Source organism: Pseudoalteromonas sp. P1-30 (assembly GCF_001400005.1).
Classification (GTDB): domain Bacteria; phylum Pseudomonadota; class Gammaproteobacteria; order Enterobacterales; family Alteromonadaceae; genus Pseudoalteromonas; species Pseudoalteromonas atlantica.
The window spans coordinates 295,026-316,632 of sequence record NZ_LKBC01000001.1 but is presented as its reverse complement, the minus strand read 5'-3'; the positions used below and the strand labels follow the sequence as shown (position 1 = coordinate 316,632).

Here is a 21,607-nt window from a genome sequence, read left to right as displayed (position 1 = left end):
CCCAAGGCTTGTGTAAATAGGGTGGTCAGGTCTTTCTTTTTGACACTATTTTACTTACACGAGAATAGTGCAATTGAAAATAGTCACCAATCTCTTTCAAAGTGTCTTGTCCTGAAATCTGTTTACACATTTCAGGACAAGACAAGTTTAAAACTAAATAAGGCTGCACATTGTAGCCCTATTGGTTCTCAACTGTAATATGCAAATATTCGCCGCTGTAGTTGATTAAGTAATCCTTACTAGCGCAGTAATAGAGCGCCCCTGACTTGAGTATTTCCTCCTCAGTATTTTTAATTATTAACGCGCAGCGATGCGTATTTTCGAAAGTCTTAATCGATATTTCTAAAAAGCCTATGAGGGATTTATTATTTATTGTTACCTGCTCTGTTATTAAGTTTATTTTAATAACTCTAGCCAATCGAAAATATTTATAAACTATATACAAACTGGCTAAGCAGCTAATTGTCAGTATCATCTCCCCTGCTACTTTGTTAAAGCCACCTTCGTATGTTGGTAAATGAGTGAATAGACTAGTAAGCTCCCCTAACGCTAAAACGAGCCCTGCTAATATAGCGATAGCTCCTATCCCTACACCTTTAGATTTTATTAGCGTGACTGTATTTTTCATAATAATAGGTAGTTGATATTGCTTATGGTTAATTTCTAATATAGGAACATATCTACTATTTGTTCCTTTGCCACAATTAACATTACACGAATAGATTTTTACACTGGCATTATAAGTGCATTATTAGCAAAGAAAATTATTACATGCTCTGTGAGATAATTTTGTGCGAATGATAGGTAAAAATTACATTTATTTAGACCCTTTTTTCAAAGCGACCAACAATGTTGAAACCTACATTTGTACTGTCTGCACAAATAAATTAACTATTTAAAGTAAGGAGTACACATGGCTAAGTCAGCAACATTATACAGAATGGTAACTAATGAGCATATTTGCCCATTTGGACTCAAATCAAAAGATTTACTTAAGCGAAAAGGCTATAAGGTAGATGATAAGCCGCTGACTTCGCGCGAAGAAACCGATGCATTTCAACAAAAGTACAATGTTGATACCACACCACAAACATTTATCGATAACGAACGCATTGGCGGGTATGACGACCTGCGCGCTTACTTTAATAAATCGGAGCCTGGCCAACAAGGTACTACTTATACTCCCGTAACGGCCATTTTTGCTGTTACACTATTGCTTGCCTTTGCATTTAGCTACTCGACTGGCTTTGCACTTTTTTCAATGCATACAGTTATGCTGTTTGTCGCGTTAACAATGGGCGTACTGGCTATTCAAAAATTACGCGACTTATACAGCTTTAGTAATTCTTTTATAACCTATGATTTATTTGCGATGAAAGTAGTGAGATATGCTTATGTGTATCCATTTTTAGAAGCATTTGTAAGTATTGGCATGATTGCAGGGCTTTCAGCATATATTGTTGCACCAATTTCTTTATTTATTGGGGGTGTTGGCGCCGTGTCGGTGATTAAGGCTGTTTACATAGACAAACGAGAGCTTAAATGTGCCTGTGTTGGCGGAGATAGTAATGTACCGCTGGGGTTTGTCTCTCTGACCGAAAACCTGTTTATGATTGCGGCGGGTATCTGGATGTTTATTAAATAACCTTAATTCAGGTTAAATAATGGGCTTGATAACTAAGCGGATTATTTTACATGACTGGTATTTTAGTGTAAAAAAGGGGACTAACTAAATAATAAAAGGAATTAAAATGAAATACTTACTGTCTATAATTGCCGCTCTAATCATTACTGGCTGTACTACAACTCCACTTCAAGACAGTCCTACCGCAACAGTAAAATCAACAGTTCCCCCTAAATACCCTGTTGCAGAGGTACGTAACAAAACAGAAGGTTTTGTTACCATGTCTTATGATGTAGATAGTTATGGGCGCCCAAATAATATTAAAGTTATTAACGCTAAACCTGAACAAGTGTTTAATAGCGAAGCCAAACGTGCCCTATCTAAATGGCAATACTCACCTAAAGTTGTTAATGGTGTTGCTGTACCTGATAAAAACTTAGAAATGACAATTGAGTTTAATTTGGATAATTAATAATCGGGTAAGGTTATATCTTAAAGGCTGCAGTGTGCAGCCTTTTTAGTATTTGACAGAGAGCTTATTAAGTACGATAAAGCACTTTAATTACATGCCAGCCAAATTTAGTTTTAACTAAATGTGGCTCTAAAATAGCGCCATTAAAGGCTATTTTGTCAAACTGTGGAACCATTTGCCCACGTCTAAACTCACCTAAGTCACCGCCTTTTTTACCTGATGGGCACGACGAGTATTTTTTAGCTAAGGTTTGAAACTTGGCACCTTTACCTAATTGCTTAATAATGTCTTCTGCTATTTCTTTGTGTTTAACCAATATGTGGAGTGCGTGCGCTGTGCTTGCCATTTCAAAACCCTGATAATTTAAAACGCGGCGATTTTAGCACAGCCACCTAAACCTAGCATCTACTTATAGCTGACCAATCAAATAATTGGCGTCACCCAATAGCACGCTTTAATTCACAAAACCTGATATTTGGTCTAAGCAGCTATAGCTAGGGTCCGAGAGTGGGCTCAAGCTAGTTACTTTTCTAATTCGTGGTGCTTTACTTTTTTCATGACTGGCAATAAATCCCTCCACTAAAGCATTCGATCACTACAATGCTTAACAAACCCCTCAGTTACATCACCGTAAAATGGGAATACTAAGTATTGCTTTGACATTTTTTCTAGAGCTGCACGATCTTCATAAAAATCAAGGTGTCCATAATGTCCAACTAAGCACACTTTAGTTCCAACCAAATCATTTTGATTCTTAAAAAGTTCGCCCCAAGATACTTTTTTACATTCTATACTTTCCTGTAAGGGAAATGCTTTTACAGAAAAGACCACAACCATTAAAACTAACAATCTAGACATAGATATAAATTTTTTCATATTTGGATTCTATTAACTTTCCGGGAGGATTGCTCTATAACGCATCCGTACACTCTAAACTGCGAGGCCAAAAAACCTCATAACCTATTGATTTGTATTAGTTAACACCTTAATATTAGCAACAACCAAAGGCAATAAGAAAAACCTAACCCAATTAGTTTTCTGCTTCTGCTAAGAGCCTTTTTAAAATCAGTTTTTTAATAACGTTCTTAAATTCACAGCTGAGAAAAATACCATAGCTATACACACAAACAACAAAAGATAAATACCGTAGCCTACACCAACCATTAGGTAGGATTTACTAGGCTCCTGAGGATTATAATAAACATTAACTTTATCCCTCGTTTGATATTTTTTAAGTTGTAAATCTCGCTCCGCTCTATCAAGCATAGAGTTGACGTTTGATACTCGATTTCCAACAAATAGCTTTTCATCAAGCATATAAGAGTATTCAACCTCTATAATATAGCGCTCTTGGTTATGTTGTATACGTAGTCCATTACTATAAATAACAGTACCCTCAACCATAGGCCAACTTTTCGTAGTCAGACCTTCTGAAACAACGGTTACTAAATATGCACTCCAAGCGAGTGAACTTAAAAGCATTACAACAAAAAAGACTCTACTTTTATTAAACATATCAGCACCTAATTTTTTGGGACTACACAATATATTTGTTTATGGAGACAATGATTCAACACGATAGTAAATTTCTTTACCTGCGATCAATTATAAATAATGTTTTGCGTCCTCTGGGTTGGGTATTCTGCAATACTGATATTTGCCAAATAAGGTATAGCGGTTTAAAGCAATTTTATCGTATAGCCAATTATTAAAGGTGTTGGGTAAAACACTAAATACAGTGGCTAGTTTATAGGGGTAACCTAGCTGCTTAACTACTTCAAAAAAAGCATGACTTTGCGTGTACGCTTTGCCGTTTTGTAGGTAAACCATTGAGGCGTATTGTGTGGTTGAAAAACCAAAATGAGTTAATAGCAGTGCACCTTTTGGGGATTGCACGCTGCACAGTTTAAAAATGGCAGTGGCATCGTTACTAGGGCCTGTTGACCTTTCAGGATTAAAATTTGTTCAATCTAGGGGCCATTTAATCGCGGNCGCGAGGTTTGTAACCTAGTGGGCTAAGTAAAAACCGAGCAACAAAGAGTAAATGACCCCTAGCCAGAAACCCTTCGGGCAGCGCCTGTTTGGCATTTATGCTACGTTATCGNAAAGAGTAAATGACCCATAGCCAGAAACCCTTCGGGCAGCGCCTGTTTGGCATTTATGCTACGTTATCGCCTATTTATGGGGAACAACCACACTACATAGGCTCTGTCTTGCCTAATTACCAAACAGACTGCTGCAAATTTAACCTCGAAAGATAAACAGGCCCTAATAATAAAATTACACCACGCACTACATAATTTGCACTGTGCATCGAATAATATAATTTTTTGATTACGCATTAATGTAGCCGCATCATCACTCATTTTATACCCCTTAAGCGGTTACTGCTGAACCGGCTTTTTTTGTAACTTACGCTGCAATGTGCGCCTATGCATATTGAGTTGCCGCGCAGTGGCCGACACATTACCGTTATTACTATGTAGCACTTGCTGAATATGCTCCCACTCTAAACGCTCTGGTGACATAACTGGTGTGGCAACATCACTAACATTTTGTGTATTTAAATCTGCGTTTAGGGCCTTTAATAACGTGGCCATATCAACGGGTTTAGTAAGGTAGTCGTTAGCGCCTAAACGCATGGCCTCTACAGCGGTGGCTATGCTTGCAAACCCTGTTAATAATACAATATACGCTTGCGGTAATAAGCTGCGAAGTGGCTTAATTAAGCCAAGGCCGTTGTCGTCACCTAGTTTCATATCGAGCAAAATAAAATCTGGTAAGTATTTATGTGCACTAAGTAATGCATCACTTTGGGTATGCGCAACTTCACAACTAAAGCCTTGTTTTGTTAAACGCCGAGCAAGTGTACTGGCTAGGTTTATATCGTCTTCAATTATAAGTAATTTCATGTAAGTGATTGCTCATTATTTGCTATGGCTAATTTTACTTTAGCCACTGCCCCGCCACCAGCGTGATTATACATAGTTAACGAGCCGTTTAGTCGCTCAAACGTTACATTAGAAAGTAAAACCGCAAGCCCCATACCTTGGCTGCTAGGCATAAGTTGCCCGCCAAGCTCTGCTAATTGTGATTGGCTAAAACCGCTACCAAAATCACGAATTAGCAAATATATACTTTCACTGTGTTGATTATCTTGCTGCCAGCTTAGCTCTAACTGGGTTTGGTTATTTTTTTGATTAGCAATGCATGCATTTTGTAGCAAATTAAGTATGGCGGGCAATAGCATTGCATCACTTTTTAAGGTGGCTGCTATTGGCTCACTTAACCAATAAATGTGCTGATCAGGGTGTTGCAGTAATAATGTATCGATGATCTGCGTTTGTAGCTGGTTTACTGTAATGTGCTCGGTGGTATTTTTATTACGAAGCTGAGCAGAGAGCTTTCTAAAGTCATTTAATTGCCTAGCACATTGCTTAAGCGGCGTTTGCATTTGCACAACGACAGGGTTATTTGGCTGCTCTTCTAAAAGCTCTTCAAATAATAATTGTAAGTTAGCGATAGGACTGGCTAGTTGATGGGTTATTTGCGCAGCTGCGCCATCTAGGGTTACCAGTTGCTCGTTACGCAATTGCTGCTCGCGAGCTTTAGCTATTGTGCGCTCTCGCTCCTTTAATGCCCGGCTCATAGCACCAATAACCAAAGCGATAACGCTTGCACTTAAAACAAAGTTAACCCACATGCCTATAAAGTGCCCACTCATATTCATTTGATGCATACTGTGATCGGGCATCCTAATGAGTAAAAAGCTATAAGCGGCAATTGCCAGTACGGCGATATAAGCGAGTCCTTTTTCACGAAGGGTGACCGCTGCAATCATGATAGGTAGCAATAATAGCGATACAAACGCATTGGTTGCGCCGCCACTTAATGAGAGCAAAATAGTTAAAAACAGGACATCCGCAGTGAGCTGCATTAACATCCCTATAGGGCGCGCTTGGCTAACATTTCGATAGGCGAATACGCTTACTAATTGAAATATCGCCTCTATGGCTATTACCACTAATAAAGGGAGTAACGCTATTTGGTGCTCTAATAAAAAATACACGCTTAGTACAGCAATTAACTGCACAGCAATAGCACCACTTCGCAGCATTAAAAGGCGGCTAATGGTCGGGTCGGTTTGAATAAACAAGGTGCGATGTACCTATAAAATTTAATACGTTAAAAAAGTTAATCTTCATCCATTGATATAGTAAACAGCGCGCACGGGGTCCCTTGATGAAACACCATTTTCCATTGTTCATTACTTTTACGCCAAAGCGACATACGTAAGGAGTAATTAAACTCACTTCGGGCTGAGCGCCTATAAGCCGCTTGGTAACTAATTTGCGCGACATCATCGCTAAGCATTCGCCCTTTAAAGTGCTGATTATAAAACTGCGGAACAACCTCGGTAGGTAAACGTGTTAGTACGTGCTGCTTATCAAATACGGTGCCATTAGCTGCAATTTCAATAAACTCATCATCAAGTAAGGCATTTAATGCATGGCTTGATTGACGAACATCGGGGTCGAGCAACTGTCGTTCGGCCTCAATCAACTGATTAAACAACGACACTTTTATTTTATTGCTCATGGGCTTCCTTATTATGTATGCAATTGCCACGTGTTTGTGTGTTTATACGTTAAACGGGCAGTAATTAATAATATCGGCTTACTTTAATTCACTCAAGCTAACACTTTAACGCAGTGCCATAAACGCAAGCCACTTACGTTTAAGTAAAGCCGCAAAATCATGCACTATTCAATTATATGCTGTTTAACACATCGCTACGTATAGTTTTAATACTTGCTTACTCTTTAAACAAGCTTTACGTCAAATTGCCCACAATTACTATTATTTACGAGACAAAACAGGTTAATAACTTCTCTTAAAGGGCAATTTTTGATATAACTCACCCATTAGCAATACACGTCAGACCACCTTTTTAAGAGAACACACTATGGCCTACGCACATATTACTGGTTGGGGTAAATGTATTCCACCAGCAAGCATTAGCAACGATGAAATTAGCGAAATAGTTGATACCAACGATGAGTGGATCACCACACGTACTGGTATTAAATCTCGTAGGGTTAGCCATGTTAGCACCGCAGAACTTGCAACCGTTGCCGCAAAGCACGCCATCGATTGTGCAGGGATTGACGCAAAAGATATCGATTTAGTTATTTTAGCAACGTGTACCCCTTCTACTGTAGTGGCCAATACCGCCTCTTTAGTACAAAAAAACATTGGTGCAACCGGCGCTGCAGCTATGGATACCAATGCTGCGTGTTCTGGTTTTTTATATGCTCTTCAGGCAGCTACCGCTCAAATTCAGGCGGGTATGATTAAAAAAGCCGTGGTTATTGCTGCTGAGCGCATGACTTGGTATGTAAACTGGGCACGCCGTGACAGCGCTGTATTATTTGGTGATGGCGCAGGCGCAGTAGTACTCGAAGCCGCAGATACACCCGCAGGCCTACTTGGTACTAAAACCGGTTGCGACAGTGAAGACAGAGACATTTTGCATATCACCAACTTTGGTAGTGATTTAAATAAATATGAGCCAATTGGCCCATCGGACTTACTATTTGAAGGCCGTGAAATTTTCAAACGTGCCGTTAAAGGTATGAGCGAAGCGTGTGATGATGTATTAACGCAAGCCAACCTAAGCCTTGATGACATAAACGTATTAGTGCCACACCAAGCTAATTTACGTATTATTCAAGCAATTCAGCATCGTTTAAAAGTGCCGGATGAAAAAGTAATGGTAAACATTGCTGACTACGGTAATACCTCAGCCGCGACGATTGCTATTGCGTTATGTGAAGCCGTAGAGCAAGGCTTAATTAAGCCGCATTCAAATATTATGTCGGCAGCGTTTGGCGCAGGTTTAACGTGGGCAGCAAGCTATATAAAATGGGGCGAGCGTGTTGCGCCGATTAAAGTAAGTGATGCAACTTTGCCACCGTGTGAGCTAACCGGCCTTGAGCTTGTAGCCCCCGCAGTTAAAGCCTGCAAAGACGCTGAGCCTAGCTAAACGTTTTTAAAGCACATAAAAATTAAACGCACTTTTTAGTGCGTTTTTGTTTTTTAGAAGAACAAACTCATGGAGCTAATTACATGGAGCTATCTACATGGAACTAACTATATGGAACTATTAGGCATTCATCATGCTGCTGTTATTTGCAGTGATTACGCCCGCTCTAAGCACTTTTATAGTAACGTACTTAAACTTAAAGTTATTAACGAGCATTTTAGGGCCGCGCGTAATTCGTATAAATTAGATTTAGCGATGCCTGATGGCAGCCAAATAGAGTTATTTTCGTTTGATGGAGCACCTGCAAGACCAAGCTACCCAGAAGCGCAAGGCTTGAGGCATTTAGCATTTAAAGTTAAAAACGTTGCCCAAGCTAAGCAGTATTTAGAGTCACAAAATATAACAGTGGAAGAGATAAGAGTGGATGAAATAACCGGCAAAAAATTCACCTTTTTTGCCGATCCAGATAACTTACCGCTTGAGTTATACGAGGTATAACCCTCGTATAACAAGGTTTATTTAAAGCGGCTTTGCAAGTAATTAAATACCGCACGAATACCTAACGCTTCGCCGCCAGTTGGGCGACCAGGTAATGCACGTAAATTCCACGCCATTACATCAAAATGTACCCAGGGTGTGGTTGGCTCTACAAACTCTTTTAAATAAAGCGCCGCGGTAATTGCACCACCAAATGGTGTGCTGGCACAGTTTGCCATATCGGCTACATCGCTCTTTAAAAAGCTTTTGTACTGATCAAATAAAGGCAATTGCCATACTGGGTCGCTTACATCCATACCGGCATCAATAATACCATTTGCTACATCGCGCTCTGTTGAGAAAAAGCCCGGCAGCTCAGTACCTAAAGCAACACGACAAGCACCGGTAAGGGTCGCAAAGTCAATAATTAGCTCAGGGTTATCGTTTTGTGCCTCGCTAAGCGCATCACACAATACTAAACGCCCTTCTGCGTCGGTATTGTCTATTTCTACCATAATGCCTTTACGCGTTTTAATTACATCACCTGGGCGAAATGCATTTCGCGATACCGCGTTTTCAACCGCAGGCACTAAAACACGCAGTCTAATAGGTAAATTAGCCGCCATAATTAGCTGTGCTAAAGCAATAACGTGCGCAGCCCCGCCCATGTCTTTTTTCATGTTACGCATGCCAGAGCTTGGCTTTAAATCAAGTCCGCCAGAGTCAAAACATACCCCTTTACCGACTAAGGTAATAAGTGGTGCGTTTTCATCGCCCCATTTTAAATCAAGTAATCGCGGTTTGTTTTCGCTGGCGCGCCCGACCATGTGTATTGTTGGGTAATTTTGCTCAAGTAGCTCATCGCCAATCCACTGGGTAAATTCGCCGTTGTAATTATTGGCTAAATCTTCCATTACTTGCGATAAATGCTGCGGCATCATATCTACCGCAGGTGTGTTTACTAAATCACGCGCTAAATAAATGGCATCGGCTTGTTGCTTAATACGCTGATACAGCGCTTCATCGGCAATGGCTAATTGTGCTTTGGCCGTTGGTTTTTCTTTATATTCACTAAATTCATAGCCGCCTAACACAAAACCAAGCGCGACTTGCTCTATAAAGGCATCATCGCCTTGAATTTGATACGTGCCCAGCGGTAATTTATTGGCAAGCTCGCCTGCGGCCCAAAAATCATTTTGGCTTTGTAATAAACAATAAACGTGGCTTAGCTCACCGGTTTGCGCGTCAGGCACAAGCGCTAAACCTTGCTTTTCAAAGCCGCTATTTGTTAACCATGTTTGGATAAAAGCCGGTTGTTGTGATTGCCAGTCAGTTAACTCGTTTTTAAGAATAAAAGATAAAGGAATACCAGAAGAAGTATGACGAAGTAATGCACTCATTGAAAAGCTCATATAATAAAAAATGGTAGCTCAAAGCATACCAATAAGACCGGCTAAAAGGTATAGCTAATTTTAGCCAGATTTATTCTTTATTTGGCGCTTTAGTGTGTTGTTTTAAATCCTCTTTAACTATTTCAGCGTCTAGCTCTTTAACTGGTTTATTAATGTTAAACGAGCTAGGCAATACATCTACACCTACCATTCTTCCTAGCTTTACAACCAATGGAATAGTAATAGGGGCAAACGGCAGTACGGCAAATACACCTAAGCCAAGCCCTTTTAAAATATCTACAAACTGCTCATTAGCACGCTTTAACTCTTCTTTGCTGGTTTGCCCTTGCGTGTAACGCCTATAAATGGTGAGCATTTCTATGGTTTCTTGCCTTTCTTGCGCAAGAGCAATTTTTAGCGCCACCATTGCACGACGAAAGCGAAGCTGTTGGCGCTTTTTACTAATTTTAACTACCCGCCAAGGCGCACGGTGAATAACTTTATATAATCGCATACCCTTTATTTTCACACATAAAGGGTTTTACACAAGAATAATTTACTTAATACGCCCTATACTTTACTCTTTTGCACCATAACAGTGCTCAAAAAGCTCATTTTTATGCAAAACAAACAAATAATAGTACTCCTCAAACCCCAAAAACCACAGCCTGATGAATGCTGCGGCGGAGGTAGCTGTAGCCCTTGTGTGTGGGACGAATACAGACAAAAATATCGTGACTGGCAAGCGCAAAACACACCACCTGCCTCACCAATAGAAACAAGTTGATAACATCCACTCACCCACTTCGCGCATTAAATCTTCGAAAAAGCGATAAAACCGCACTTTATTAGTTCAAATTAGTTACATACTGCACCATTGTTGCAAATATATTTTATTTTGAACTTTTTGTTATTAAAGAGTTAATTATTAATTGCCCTGAAAGTTTTTTATGTATAGTCTGTACATAGGACTTCACATGAGGTGGGCTTTTAGCTTTAAGAAGTCGAGTAGGTTGACTCTTTATCCCCATGTGAATACGTCCAAAATTATAAATAAGTAATGTTAATTACTGCATTACGTACAAAATATATTCTAACTGGGGAAAATTAGAATGAAACTTAAAAGCAACGCGCTAAATCAAGCAATTAAATTTGCATTAGCAACAACCACCGCAGGTTTGTTTATTTCAGGTTCTGCTGTTGCAGCAGAAGAAAGTGAAACTAAAGTTAATAAAAACGTTGAAAAAATTGCCGTAGTGGGTACTCGCTCAGCGCCACGCTCTATTGGTGATTCACCGGTTCCTATTGATATTATTGGCGGTGAAGAGCTAGAAAAGTCTGGTAACACAGACATGCTAGAGCTACTTAAAGGCTCTGTTCCTTCTTTTAATGTTCACCAAAACCCAATCAGTGATGCTGCATCACTAGTACGCCCAGCTAACTTACGTGGCTTACCTTCAGACAGCACATTAATCCTTTTAAACGGTAAACGCCGTCACCGTGCTTCTGTTATTGCATTTTTAGGTGGTGGTATTAACGATGGTGCACAAGGCGCTGATATTTCAGTTATTCCTAGCATTGCACTTAAGCAAGTAGAAGTACTACGTGATGGTGCAGCAGCACAATACGGCTCAGATGCAATCGCAGGTGTAATGAACTTCCAACTTAAAGATGCCTCTGAAGGCGGTAAACTTGAAGTACGCCAAGGTCAATACTACGAAGGCGACGGTGATACAACACAGATATCGGGTAACGTAGGCTTACCATTTACCGACAACGGCTTTGCTAACTTAAGTTTTCAATATAAAACAGCAGATGCAACAAGTCGCTCAGAGCAACGCCCTGATGCAGCCGCACTTTCTGCTGCAGGTGTACCAGAAGTGTCTTCGCTTGCGCAAGTTTGGGGTGCTCCAGAGGTTGATGACGACATTTCAATTTTTGGTAACTTTGGTTTAGAACTAACAAACGACTCAGAATTTTATATGTTTGGTAACTACTCTGAGCGTGACGTACGTGGTGGTTTTTACTACCGTAACCCGCATACTCGCCCTGGTGTTTACTCAAACGATGGCGGTGAAACACTGCTTGTTGCCGATTTAACAGAAGACATGAGCGGTAACTGTCCAACTATCGCAATTGATGACAACGTACTAGATAACCCAGACTACATTAGCGGTGTTGCTAATAATCCTGATTGTTTTGCATTTAACGAAACCATTCCTGGCGGTTTTACACCTAACTTTGGTGGCAACATTACCGATACCTCTTTAACTATTGGTACAAAGGGTATGTTTACGGGTGGTTTCCTTAAAGATGCATTTTACGATTTAAGTGGTACGGTGGGTTTAAACGAATCTCGCTACTTTATTTACGACACGGTTAATGCGTCGTTAGGTGCAGACAGCCCACGTGATTTTAGCCCAGGTAAATATGAGCAACTAGAGAAAAACTTTAACTTTGACCTTTCTAAAGGCTTTGATTTTGACCTAGCGTACGATGTAAATATTGCCGGTGGTTTAGAATGGCACGAAGAAACATTTACTGTAATTTCGGGTGATGAAGCATCATTCACTGCAGGTCCTTTAACTGAGCAAGGTTTTGGTATTGGCTCTAATGGTTTCCCTGGTTTCAAACCTTCTGATGCAGGCGAATATACACGCCGTAACTACGCAGCTTATGTAGATATTGAAGCACCATTTACAGAAGAATTCTTAATGGGCCTTGCGGTACGTTTTGAAGATTACGACAGCTTTGGTACAACAACAAACTACAAAGTAATGGCGCAGTACCACGTAACTGAAGATCTAAATATTCGTGGCTCAGTAAGCACAGGTTTCCGTGCCCCTACTGTTGGCCAAGCGAACGTTAGTAACGTACAAACAAACTTAAGTGACGGTGTATTACAAGATTCAGCACTTTTACCACCAACAAACCCAATTGCAGTGCAATTAGGTGGTACAGAGCTTGAGCCAGAAGAATCGCAAAGCTACACATTAGGTGCGGTTTACACTATTGGCGATTTATTTGTAACACTTGATTACTACAACATTGAAGTTGATGACCGTATCAGCCAATCTGAAAAAATTGTACTTAGCCAAGATGATAAAGATACGTTAGAAGCAGCAGGCGTACCAAATGCGCAAAGCTATGCACAAGTAAGCTTTTTCACTAATGACTTTGATACAACAACGCAAGGTATTGACTTAGTAGCAAACTACACAGCTGACATGCTAGGCGGAAGCTCTACATTTAGCCTTGCTTACAACTGGAATGAAACTGAGGTAACTAAGTTCAGCGACATTACCGGTGAGTTTAAAGTTAAGCGTTTAGAAGAAGATTTACCTAACCACCGTGCAACGCTTACTTGGGCACAGCAGTGGGAATCTTTTTCAATGTTTACCCGTGCTAATTACTACGGCGAATACCAAGGTGTTCACGTAGATTACGATGCAACAGCAAAAACAGCTGATGCAGCAGTAACTATTGACGCTGAAATAACATACTTCTTAAATGAGTCTATTAGCTTCTCGGTAGGTGCGCAAAACATCTTTGACCAAGACGCTGAAAAACTTGATTTTGAAGACCGTACGGGTATCCCTAACAATAACTGGGGTGGCCAATACTACGAGACGTCTCCATACGGTATTAACGGTGGCTTCTACTACGCGAAAGCAACCTATACTTTCTAATATTTTTTCATGATAAACCAAGGCGAAATGTTAAGACATTTCGCCTTTTTTATTTTATATTAATTAAAAAACAATAATGCCTCATCATGCTAATTAAAAAAGCCAATCAATTACTACAAGAAAATAAACTCAAAGAAGCCGAGTTTCATTTTAAAGCAATTTTAAATAGTAACCCGCAAAGCGGCGAAGCATTATTTGGTTTAGGCAGGATAGCACTTAGGTTAGAGCGCTTTGATGCAGCGGTATACTTATTACAAAAAGCATGCGAACGTTTACCCCATATGCTTGAGCCACTGCACGCCCTTGCCGATGCATTTAACGGTGTTAACTCCCCTAATGATGCGCTTAAAGTACTTGAATATGCTAAAAGTCTCGCAAGCCATAACCCAGAGCCTCATTATTATTTAGCTCAGCATTATTTAAGCTACGGCGAATTAGACAAAGCACACACCACATTTGCGCATGCGCTAAGCATGGGGCTTTACCCCGTAACTGCCTATATTTTATTTGAACTAGTACAATTAGGCCGTTTCAATAAAGAACATAATTATGTGAGCAACCTGCACCACTTTTTAACGCAAACGAATAACGTGCGTTTAAAAATGGTGTGTTACTACGCGTTAGGTAAAAGCTACGACAAACTAGAAGATACAGAGCAAGCATTTAACTACTATGTGCTTGCCAACAAACTTCAAAAAAAGCTTACTCACTTTAAAACCAGTGACTTAGTGCCTTTTTATGAAACAATTATAACGCATAGTACACAACAGCTAATTGCATCTGCCGATCACACTTTTACCGGCACTATTACGCCCGTGTTTATTATTGGTATGCCCCGCAGCGGCTCAACCTTACTTGAGCAAATGATGGCCAGCCACTCACAGTTTGCCACATTAGGTGAAAACACCAGTATTGCTAACCAAGTGGTGGCATTTATAGAGCAGCAAACGCAAACCCCTTACCCGCAATGCTTAAGCGCACTTAGTAACGATTTAATCGCAAAAGCTCGCAATATTTATATTGAAGAATTAAAAAAAGCACAGCCTATACGCCCTTTCATTATTAATAAGCTACCGAGTAACTATCAGTCTATTGGCTTAATTTACTTGCTGTTCCCTAATGCTAAATTTATTAATTTAAGTAGAGATTTTAATGCCACTGCTTTTTCGGTGTTCAGTAACTACTTTGCCGAAAATGAGCCGTACTTTTGTGATTTAAAAGAATTTAAACTTTACCATGCGTTGTATGCAAAATTAATGGACCATTGGCGCAGCCTGCCCTCATTACCGCTATACGATATTCATTATGAGCAAATAGTTGCCGAGCCTGAGTCGCAGCTAAGTGCTTTATTTTCGTTTTTAGGGTGTGAGTATGAACCGCAATGCTTAGCATTTTATAAGCGTAAGGCTCCTGTTAGCACATTAAGCAAACAAGCCATTAGGCAGCCAATTAATACACAGGCACTCGCGCATTGGGAGCGCTATAAAACACCGCTTTTAAAACAATTTGAATGAGCCTAATTGCCTAACTGTGCTCGTTAAACCAGCTTACAACATCTTTAAATTGCTCATCCCGTGCCTGAGGGTGAGTAAGCATATTAATATGATCGTAATCCACACTATGACCATGGCGCTTGCCATAAATTTTAAGGGTTTGTTTTCCAGGCCCGGACTCTGCCATAAACTTTTTAATATCAATAGGCTGCGCAAGAGCCTTATCGTTTACAGCGCCAATATGTAGTGTAGGAGGCACCTGCACTTTAGCTAAGGCTTTTGCATAGTCAAAACCATCATCGCTATCTATCCATGGCCTTTTTTTAGCCCACTGCATGCTTTGATAATGCGACTTTTGCGATTCGTTATCGCTGCCCCACTTATAGCCTTTAGCGTTTAAGTATCCCTGTTTTTTAGCCAATATGGGCGCCATAAAGTACCAAATTACATTTGCTTGTAGTAACTTTTTAGGGTGATTGTTAAACAAAGAGCGTTTAGAGCCAAAATAAGCACACGCTTTAACCTCTTTTAAATACTCAGGAAAACGTGCAAAAACGCTATTCATTAAAACGCCCCCCCAAGAGTGAGCAACCCAATAGTCTGGCTTTTTACCCTCGAATTGTTCAATGTAATTAATAAAGGCGGGGATATCTTCTACTATTGCCTCTGTTTGACCATATTTAGCCTGCGGCGAAATAAGCGGCTTGCTCTCTCCACGTCCGCGCAGGTCTGCTACATAGCAGCAGTAGCCTTGCTCAGCCAAATAAGGGGCTAGCCCTTTATTGCTATGAGTATAAAAAATTTTGCCGTTTTCTACTGCGCCGTGCATAAAAAACACCACGGGGCCCGCTTGCTTGTCGTTTGCTATACGGCGTAAATGTAGCGTTTGCTGATTGCCTAGTTGAACAAAATGTGAGTGCTGTGTTATTGCCACAAATTTTCCTTTATTATTTTTAGCCACTCATCCTACCAGTACCACTGTTAATTCTAAAGTAAATGGTTGCACTTTTTAGTGGGGCATTTGATACAATTGCGCCATTATTTAATTGCTAAATTAATGCTATGAAATCAAAACAAGTCTCTAACAAGCTCCACCCACGCAACCAACATTTACATGGCTACGATTTAGACATGCTATGTGATAAGCACGATGCGTTAACCCCTTTCATCATCGTCACCCCTGCGGGGAGTAAAAGCATTGATTTTACCAATAACACAGCAGTAAAAACGCTTAATCAAGCGCTTTTAAAAGCGCATTATAAAATAGATTTTTGGGATATTCCTGAGCATAATCTTTGCCCTCCTATTCCTGGTCGCGTTGATTACATTCATTACTTGGCAGACTTATTAAGCGACGACAACCAACAAAATATTCCAACTGGCAGGCAAATTAAGGTGCTCGATATTGGCACAGGGGCCAATTTGGTCTACCCGTTAACGGGTAATCATGAATACAACTGGCACTTTACTGGTAGCGACATCGATGCAAATTCAATAAAAATAGCGAAGCAAATCGCCCAATTTAATGGTTTAAAAATAACCCTAAAACACCAAAAAAACGCATCATCTATTTTTGAAAACATTATAAATAAAAAAGATTTTTTTCATTTAACCCTGTGTAACCCTCCGTTTCACGCAAGCGCAGAAGAGGCCAATAAAGGGTCGCAGCGCAAATGGAAAAACTTAGGGAAATCGCCTAAAAACACCCTTAATTTTGGCGGGCAAAATAATGAGCTATGGTGCGAAGGCGGCGAAGCACAGTTTATTAGCAATATGATTGCTCAAAGTGAGCAATTTGCAGAGCAAGTAATATGGTTTACCTCCTTGGTTTCAAAAAAAGAAACGCTTAAAGTGTTAGAAAATAAATTAAGCTCCCTCCCTATTGCCGAATATAAAATTATAGACATGGCACAAGGACAAAAAGTAAGTCGCTTTATTGCCTGGAGTTATTTTGATAAAGCCACGCGTGAACAAATTTTTGAAGAGCTTGTTTAAACCCATAAAAACAATAAAGCCTGTAGTACTTAATAAAGGAATAAAAACCATGATAGATTTTCGCTCAGACACGGTTACTAAACCTTCAAAAGCCATGCGCGATGTAATGTATAGCGCGCCAGTAGGCGATGATGTGTACGGAGATGATCCTAGCGTAAACCAACTAGAAGCCTATGCATGTGAGCGTTTTAGCTTTGAAGCCGCACTTTATTGTAGCTCTGGCACACAAGCTAATTTACTTGCGCTTATGGCCCATTGCGAACGCGGAGATGAATATATTTGCGGGCAAAATGCCCATAACTATAAATTTGAAGGCGGTGGCGCTGCAGTATTAGGCTCTATTCAACCACAACCGATTGAGAATGAACCCGATGGCAGCCTCTGCTTTGATAAAATTGCCGCAGCAATAAAACCAAACGATAGCCATTTTGCCAACACCCACTTACTTAGCCTTGAAAACACCATAGGAGGAAAAGCACTCCCCCTTAGCTACTTAGCCAAAGCACGTCATTTTGTAAATGAGCACTCGTTAGCTCTGCACTTAGATGGCGCACGTGCGTTTAATGCAGCAGTTGAATTAAACGTTGATATTACAGATATAACCCAGCACTTTGACTCTGTTTCAATTTGCTTATCAAAAGGGCTAGGTGCTCCCGTTGGCTCGCTATTACTAGGCACAAAGGCGCTTATCACAAAAGCACGGCGCTGGAGAAAAGTACTCGGTGGTGGCATGCGCCAAGCCGGAATGCTGGCAGCCGCGGGGCAATACGCACTTGAAAATAACGTCTCTCGCTTAAAAGACGATCACGCTAATGCGCGTTATTTAGCAAGTAAGCTTAATGAGCTCGATGGGGTTAGCGTTGATATGAATAACACCACTAACATGGTGTATGCGCGCTATTCAAGTGAGTTAAATATAGCGCATATTAGCGAGCAATTAGCACAACAAGGCATATTAATTAGCCCAAGCAAACAGCTTAGGCTAGTCACTCATCTTGATATAAACCAAGATGATATAGATACTTTTATACGAGCCTTAGCGGCCCATATTTAACTCAGCCTTATAATGCTTGCGGCAAACCGACACATAACGGTCGTTGCCGCCAATTTCTACTTGGTTACCATCGGCAATGGCATTGCCGTTTTCATCTGTACGCAACACATGATTGGCTTTACGGCCGCAATGGCACACTGTTTTAAGTTCAACCAGTTTATCGGCCCATGCTAGCAAGTACTGAGAGCCAATAAATAACTCACCTCTAAAGTCGCTTCGCAGGCCATAACATAATACGGGAATACCAAGTTCATCAACCACATCGGTCAGCTGCATAACTTGCTCTTTAGACAAAAACTGGCATTCATCAACCAATACACAATGGCGCTTTTTTTCGTTTTGCAGATTTTGGATCAGCTCAAAAACATTTTTTGACGCATCAAATATATGCGCATCAGCTTGCAGTCCGATACGAGACGATACTTTTCCTACACCAGAGCGGTTATCAATTGCAGCCGTTAAAATAACTGGCTCCATACCGCGTTCACGATAGTTAAACGCAGATTGTAATAAGGTGGTTGATTTACCCGCATTCATCGCAGAGTAGTAAAAGTATAATTGAGCCATTGCCGTGCCTTAAGATAAAAAGTGCGCTTATGCTACCTTAATATGCGATTAATACCAATTTCATATCGCTATTTTAGTTAATAAGCGCTTTGATTTTCTTATTACTCAACAGCTTGCAAGTATTTTATATAAATTTGTGCACTGTCAAAGCGCGCTAACCATTGCCATATCTCTTTACTAAGCTGGCTGTTTTGCTGGTAAAACTGCTTTGAAAAAATTAAATAACCGTCGGTTGTTTCATAAGGTGGGTAAAGGGGTTTTACATCGCTCCCTTTATGTTGATAGCTCGACACTTTTAAGTCATCTACTTGGCATAAATCAACACTTGCCTGTACCACTCCTTTATCAAGTAATTCAAAAGCTTTGTCTTTTGAAAAAGTATTATGAATATAAAAAGGCTCTTCTTTTAGCGCGCTGTTTAAGCCATAGCCATTAGGAATGGCGATAGTGAACGCTTTATTTTGAAATACTTCACGTGTTTGCCATTGTTTATGAAAACGAGCCCGCCCTATTAAACAGCTACTAAAACGACTCACTGCAAATATTTCTAGCAACACCCCTTTTTCGTTTGTAGGGTACACAGCAAAACGTTCACGCCCATCACGATAGCTGGCAATAACGGCATTAACACGGTTAAGTTCTAAATCGTTTAGGCACCTGCGCCATGGTTTTCTAACAAATGAAATAGACACATTGGGTATGTCGGCATCCAGTTGCTTTAAAATTTCAATTGAGGCGCCAGGGTTATCTATAGGTACCTCTTGCCCAATGCCCAAAAACATAGGGGCAACGTCTTTATCTTCGTAGCAAAATATAAGTGTTTGAGGGTTAGCAAACACTGCTGAAGAAAACATCAAACCAATTATAAATAAATAATTTAAGCTGCTGATACTCATAATAATTTTTATTAGTAAATAATGTAAATTGTAGCTTGTGATAATAAAGCTGCCAGTACTGTAACTGTTAAATTATTCCTTCATGCTTTAGTAGCCAACTTTTTCTCTCAAGGCCACCAGCGTACCCAGTAAGCTTTGAGTTTGCACCAATAATTCGATGGCATGGCACAATAATACTGATGGGGTTTTTGCCATTTGCAGCCCCTACCGCTCTTACCGCCTTAGGGTTATTTAATTTTTTAGCTATATCGCCGTAGGTCATGGTTTTGCCAAAAGGGACGCTGAGCAACGCTTGCCACACACTATTTTGAAAAGGCGTACCTTGCGTATCTAATGTCACATTAAAGGTTTTGCGCTGACCATTAAAGTATTCGTTTAATTGCTTTACGCAGATTAAAGCCGCTTCATTTGTTACTTGCTCAACGGGTGTATGGGCATAGTGTGTTTTTGGGTAAAAACCAACATAGCTCACCCCGTTTTCAGTCGCTTGAATAATAACATCGTCAATCGGACTCGAAATTGCGGTCTGTATAATCATGAAAGTTGCTGCCATAGTTGAAACGTTAAGTACGAGCGAAATGGAGCGCTCAGCTCTGGGTTAAATTGCTTAGCATTGATCAGCGCCTTTTTTACCCCGAGATCGCCGGCTAATAGTATATCTGGGTTACTTTGCCCGCGCAGTTTAGCGTAGTTAACAGTCCATGGGCCTATCCCTTTTATATCGAGCCAATTATCCAAAACCCTGTTATCGGGGTTATCAGCGCAGTACTTAGATAAATTTTTTAATGCATTTTTGCGCGATTGCGGCATTTTAAAAAATTCAAAGTCGCATGTCGCTAAATCCTCAGGCTGTGGAAAATACACTTTATCTGCGTGTTTATCGCCTCGCTCTGCAACCAGCTTTGTTACTAAAGTGTGCGCTGCCCCCACGCTAACTTGTTGACCCAATACAGCGCGGATCCCCGCTTCAAAGCTTGACCATATTCCAGGTAAGCGTAGCCCTTCACTTAATGTAAATGCCCCATTAATACTGTTTTTTAAGTGGCTTTCAATAGGGTTTATATCGGCATCTACATCAAGTACACGGCGTATATTGTTAATGACTTTTTGTAAGTGCTCGGTATTATTTATTACTATTTCAACTTTAAAATGGTTATGTTGCGCCTTAAAGTGCGCATTAAAATAACCTACCGCCCCTTTTAGCTTAAATGTTCGCCCGTAACTGGTTGGGGTTATCCACTCCATAGGCTCTATTAACCGCTTTGACAAAAAGCTGTGCAAAGCCTGCCAATTGTAAGGAGGTCTAAAAGGGAGAGTTAATACAATCACTGGGGTTGCCTCTTTTTTTGATTTTCTGAGCTTTGATGGGGCTATATTTAATTGTTGTAAAAAAGCATCGTTAAAACGTCGCACACTTTTAAACCCAGCGGCAAATGCAATATCGGTTATAGGTAATGTGGTCTCTTGAATGAGCTTTTTAGCAAACTGACATTGGTTAAATAACCGATACTGAGTAACAGACACACCAAAGTGCTGATTAAATATGCGTCGCAAATATCGACTGGTAATACCCAAACGAGTAGCTAGCATTTCGCAATTACAGCTGTCACCTAAATCAATTAACTGCTTAGCTCTAAGCGCGGTCGTTTTTACCCCCTGCCAAGCAGCGCTGCCCGGAGCACTATCGGGCCTGCAGCGTATACACGGTCTAAAGCCTGCTTGCGCTGCGTTGTGCGCATATTGATAATACACCACATTTTTTTCTTGAGCGGTGGGCGCGGGGCAAATTGGCCGACAATAAATACCGGTGCTTTTTACCGCAACGTAAAATAAGCCATCAAATCGTGCATCGCGGCTTTGCCGTGCTTTTTGCCAATACTGATTATTCATGTAGGGTCTTAAT

The 21,607-nt window shown here is 40.4% G+C and carries 23 protein-coding genes and 1 pseudogene; 9 read left to right on the top strand and 15 right to left on the bottom strand.

The features are described from left to right. Positions 1-178: 178 nt before the first annotated feature. Entirely contained in the window at positions 179-628 is a 450-nt protein-coding gene (locus tag AN395_RS01400; RefSeq protein ID WP_054981818.1) for a hypothetical protein, read from the bottom strand. A 285-nt stretch (positions 629-913) separates the two neighbouring features. Here AN395_RS01400 and AN395_RS01395 point away from each other — a divergent pair, with 285 nt between their 5' ends. Both AN395_RS01395 and AN395_RS01390 read left to right on the top strand, forming a co-directional pair. Further along, a complete protein-coding gene (locus tag AN395_RS01395; protein ID WP_054981817.1) occupies positions 914-1,645 on the top strand; it encodes a MauE/DoxX family redox-associated membrane protein in 732 nt (243 codons plus the stop codon). A gap of 106 nt (positions 1,646-1,751) precedes the next feature. Beyond that, a complete protein-coding gene (locus AN395_RS01390; protein WP_029771693.1) occupies positions 1,752-2,096 on the top strand; it encodes a TonB family protein in 345 nt (114 codons plus the stop codon). A gap of 67 nt (positions 2,097-2,163) precedes the next feature. On the opposite strand, the gene AN395_RS01385 is transcribed toward AN395_RS01390, so the two are convergent. The 7 genes and pseudogenes from AN395_RS01385 to AN395_RS01350 form a co-directional block, all read right to left on the bottom strand. Next, positions 2,164-2,442, bottom strand: a complete 279-nt coding sequence (locus AN395_RS01385) for a peptidylprolyl isomerase (RefSeq protein WP_004588770.1) — start codon at positions 2,440-2,442, stop codon at positions 2,164-2,166. A gap of 233 nt (positions 2,443-2,675) precedes the next feature. Continuing rightward, complete coding sequence (locus AN395_RS01380) at positions 2,676-2,972, bottom strand: hypothetical protein (RefSeq protein ID WP_054981816.1); 297 nt, start codon at positions 2,970-2,972, stop codon at positions 2,676-2,678. 189 nt (positions 2,973-3,161) lie between these two features. After that, complete coding sequence (locus AN395_RS01375) at positions 3,162-3,611, bottom strand: DUF3592 domain-containing protein (protein WP_054981815.1); 450 nt, start codon at positions 3,609-3,611, stop codon at positions 3,162-3,164. Between the two features lie 90 nt (positions 3,612-3,701). Beyond that, a pseudogene (locus AN395_RS01370) lies at positions 3,702-4,016 on the bottom strand (thiol-disulfide oxidoreductase DCC family protein); the annotation flags it as partial. Positions 4,017-4,480: 464 nt separating this feature from the next. Further along, complete coding sequence (locus AN395_RS01360) at positions 4,481-5,008, bottom strand: response regulator transcription factor (protein WP_054981813.1); 528 nt, start codon at positions 5,006-5,008, stop codon at positions 4,481-4,483. Beyond that, positions 5,005-6,252: an ATP-binding protein gene (locus AN395_RS01355; RefSeq protein ID WP_054981812.1), complete on the bottom strand. Its 1,248-nt coding sequence runs from the start codon at positions 6,250-6,252 to the stop codon at positions 5,005-5,007. Before AN395_RS01355 ends, AN395_RS01360 begins: the two co-directional genes overlap by 4 nt. 38 nt (positions 6,253-6,290) lie before the next feature. Continuing rightward, positions 6,291-6,695 (bottom strand): DUF4440 domain-containing protein, encoded by a 405-nt coding sequence (locus AN395_RS01350; RefSeq protein ID WP_054981811.1) that lies wholly within the window; start codon positions 6,693-6,695, stop codon positions 6,291-6,293. 367 nt (positions 6,696-7,062) lie between these two features. Here AN395_RS01350 and AN395_RS01345 point away from each other — a divergent pair, with 367 nt between their 5' ends. Together AN395_RS01345 and AN395_RS01340 are read left to right on the top strand one after the other, a co-directional pair. Beyond that, the gene (locus AN395_RS01345; protein WP_054981810.1) at positions 7,063-8,142 is read left to right on the top strand and encodes a ketoacyl-ACP synthase III; all 1,080 of its coding nucleotides are present in this window, start codon (positions 7,063-7,065) and stop codon (positions 8,140-8,142) included. Positions 8,143-8,253: 111 nt separating this feature from the next. Then, complete coding sequence (locus tag AN395_RS01340; protein ID WP_024031947.1) at positions 8,254-8,640, top strand: VOC family protein; 387 nt, start codon at positions 8,254-8,256, stop codon at positions 8,638-8,640. 17 nt (positions 8,641-8,657) lie between these two features. Here the strand turns inward: AN395_RS01340 and AN395_RS01335 are convergent, their stop codons facing one another. Together AN395_RS01335 and AN395_RS01330 are read right to left on the bottom strand one after the other, a co-directional pair. Next, on the bottom strand, positions 8,658-10,019 hold the full coding sequence (locus tag AN395_RS01335; protein WP_054981809.1) for a M17 family metallopeptidase: 1,362 nt from the start codon (positions 10,017-10,019) through the stop codon (positions 8,658-8,660). Positions 10,020-10,101: 82 nt separating this feature from the next. Continuing rightward, positions 10,102-10,524, bottom strand: coding sequence for a hypothetical protein (locus AN395_RS01330; RefSeq protein ID WP_024031949.1), 423 nt, complete (start codon positions 10,522-10,524; stop codon positions 10,102-10,104). Positions 10,525-10,629: 105 nt separating this feature from the next. Here AN395_RS01330 and AN395_RS19290 point away from each other — a divergent pair, with 105 nt between their 5' ends. The 3 genes from AN395_RS19290 to AN395_RS01320 all read left to right on the top strand — a co-directional run bounded on the left by AN395_RS19290 (position 10,630) and on the right by AN395_RS01320 (position 15,213). Continuing rightward, on the top strand, positions 10,630-10,797 hold the full coding sequence (locus AN395_RS19290; protein ID WP_084554454.1) for an oxidoreductase-like domain-containing protein: 168 nt from the start codon (positions 10,630-10,632) through the stop codon (positions 10,795-10,797). 325 nt (positions 10,798-11,122) lie between these two features. Continuing rightward, on the top strand, positions 11,123-13,699 hold the full coding sequence (locus AN395_RS01325; protein WP_054981808.1) for a TonB-dependent siderophore receptor: 2,577 nt from the start codon (positions 11,123-11,125) through the stop codon (positions 13,697-13,699). An 86-nt stretch (positions 13,700-13,785) separates the two neighbouring features. Further along, positions 13,786-15,213, top strand: coding sequence for a sulfotransferase (locus AN395_RS01320; protein ID WP_054981807.1), 1,428 nt, complete (start codon positions 13,786-13,788; stop codon positions 15,211-15,213). A 10-nt stretch (positions 15,214-15,223) separates the two neighbouring features. On the opposite strand, the gene AN395_RS01315 is transcribed toward AN395_RS01320, so the two are convergent. Then, positions 15,224-16,126, bottom strand: a complete 903-nt coding sequence (locus tag AN395_RS01315) for an alpha/beta fold hydrolase (protein WP_054981806.1) — start codon at positions 16,124-16,126, stop codon at positions 15,224-15,226. Positions 16,127-16,254: 128 nt separating this feature from the next. Here AN395_RS01315 and rlmF point away from each other — a divergent pair, with 128 nt between their 5' ends. Together rlmF and ltaE are read left to right on the top strand one after the other, a co-directional pair. After that, on the top strand, positions 16,255-17,187 hold the full coding sequence (rlmF, locus tag AN395_RS01310; protein ID WP_054981805.1) for a 23S rRNA (adenine(1618)-N(6))-methyltransferase RlmF: 933 nt from the start codon (positions 16,255-16,257) through the stop codon (positions 17,185-17,187). Positions 17,188-17,236: 49 nt separating this feature from the next. Beyond that, positions 17,237-18,241, top strand: coding sequence for a low-specificity L-threonine aldolase (ltaE, locus tag AN395_RS01305; protein ID WP_054982107.1), 1,005 nt, complete (start codon positions 17,237-17,239; stop codon positions 18,239-18,241). Here ltaE and AN395_RS01300 read toward each other — a convergent pair. The 4 genes from AN395_RS01300 to AN395_RS01285 all read right to left on the bottom strand — a co-directional run bounded on the left by AN395_RS01300 (position 18,224) and on the right by AN395_RS01285 (position 21,594). Then, positions 18,224-18,808, bottom strand: a complete 585-nt coding sequence (locus AN395_RS01300) for a thymidine kinase (RefSeq protein ID WP_004588785.1) — start codon at positions 18,806-18,808, stop codon at positions 18,224-18,226. The genes ltaE and AN395_RS01300 overlap by 18 nt on opposite strands. A gap of 101 nt (positions 18,809-18,909) precedes the next feature. Continuing rightward, the gene (locus AN395_RS01295; protein WP_235576535.1) at positions 18,910-19,662 is read right to left on the bottom strand and encodes an amino acid ABC transporter substrate-binding protein; all 753 of its coding nucleotides are present in this window, start codon (positions 19,660-19,662) and stop codon (positions 18,910-18,912) included. A gap of 109 nt (positions 19,663-19,771) precedes the next feature. Next, positions 19,772-20,242: a methylated-DNA--[protein]-cysteine S-methyltransferase gene (locus AN395_RS01290; protein ID WP_054981803.1), complete on the bottom strand. Its 471-nt coding sequence runs from the start codon at positions 20,240-20,242 to the stop codon at positions 19,772-19,774. Next, positions 20,239-21,594, bottom strand: a complete 1,356-nt coding sequence (locus tag AN395_RS01285) for a DNA-3-methyladenine glycosylase 2 family protein (RefSeq protein ID WP_054981802.1) — start codon at positions 21,592-21,594, stop codon at positions 20,239-20,241. The genes AN395_RS01290 and AN395_RS01285 overlap by 4 nt, the downstream gene beginning before the upstream one ends. Positions 21,595-21,607 lie beyond the last annotated feature (13 nt).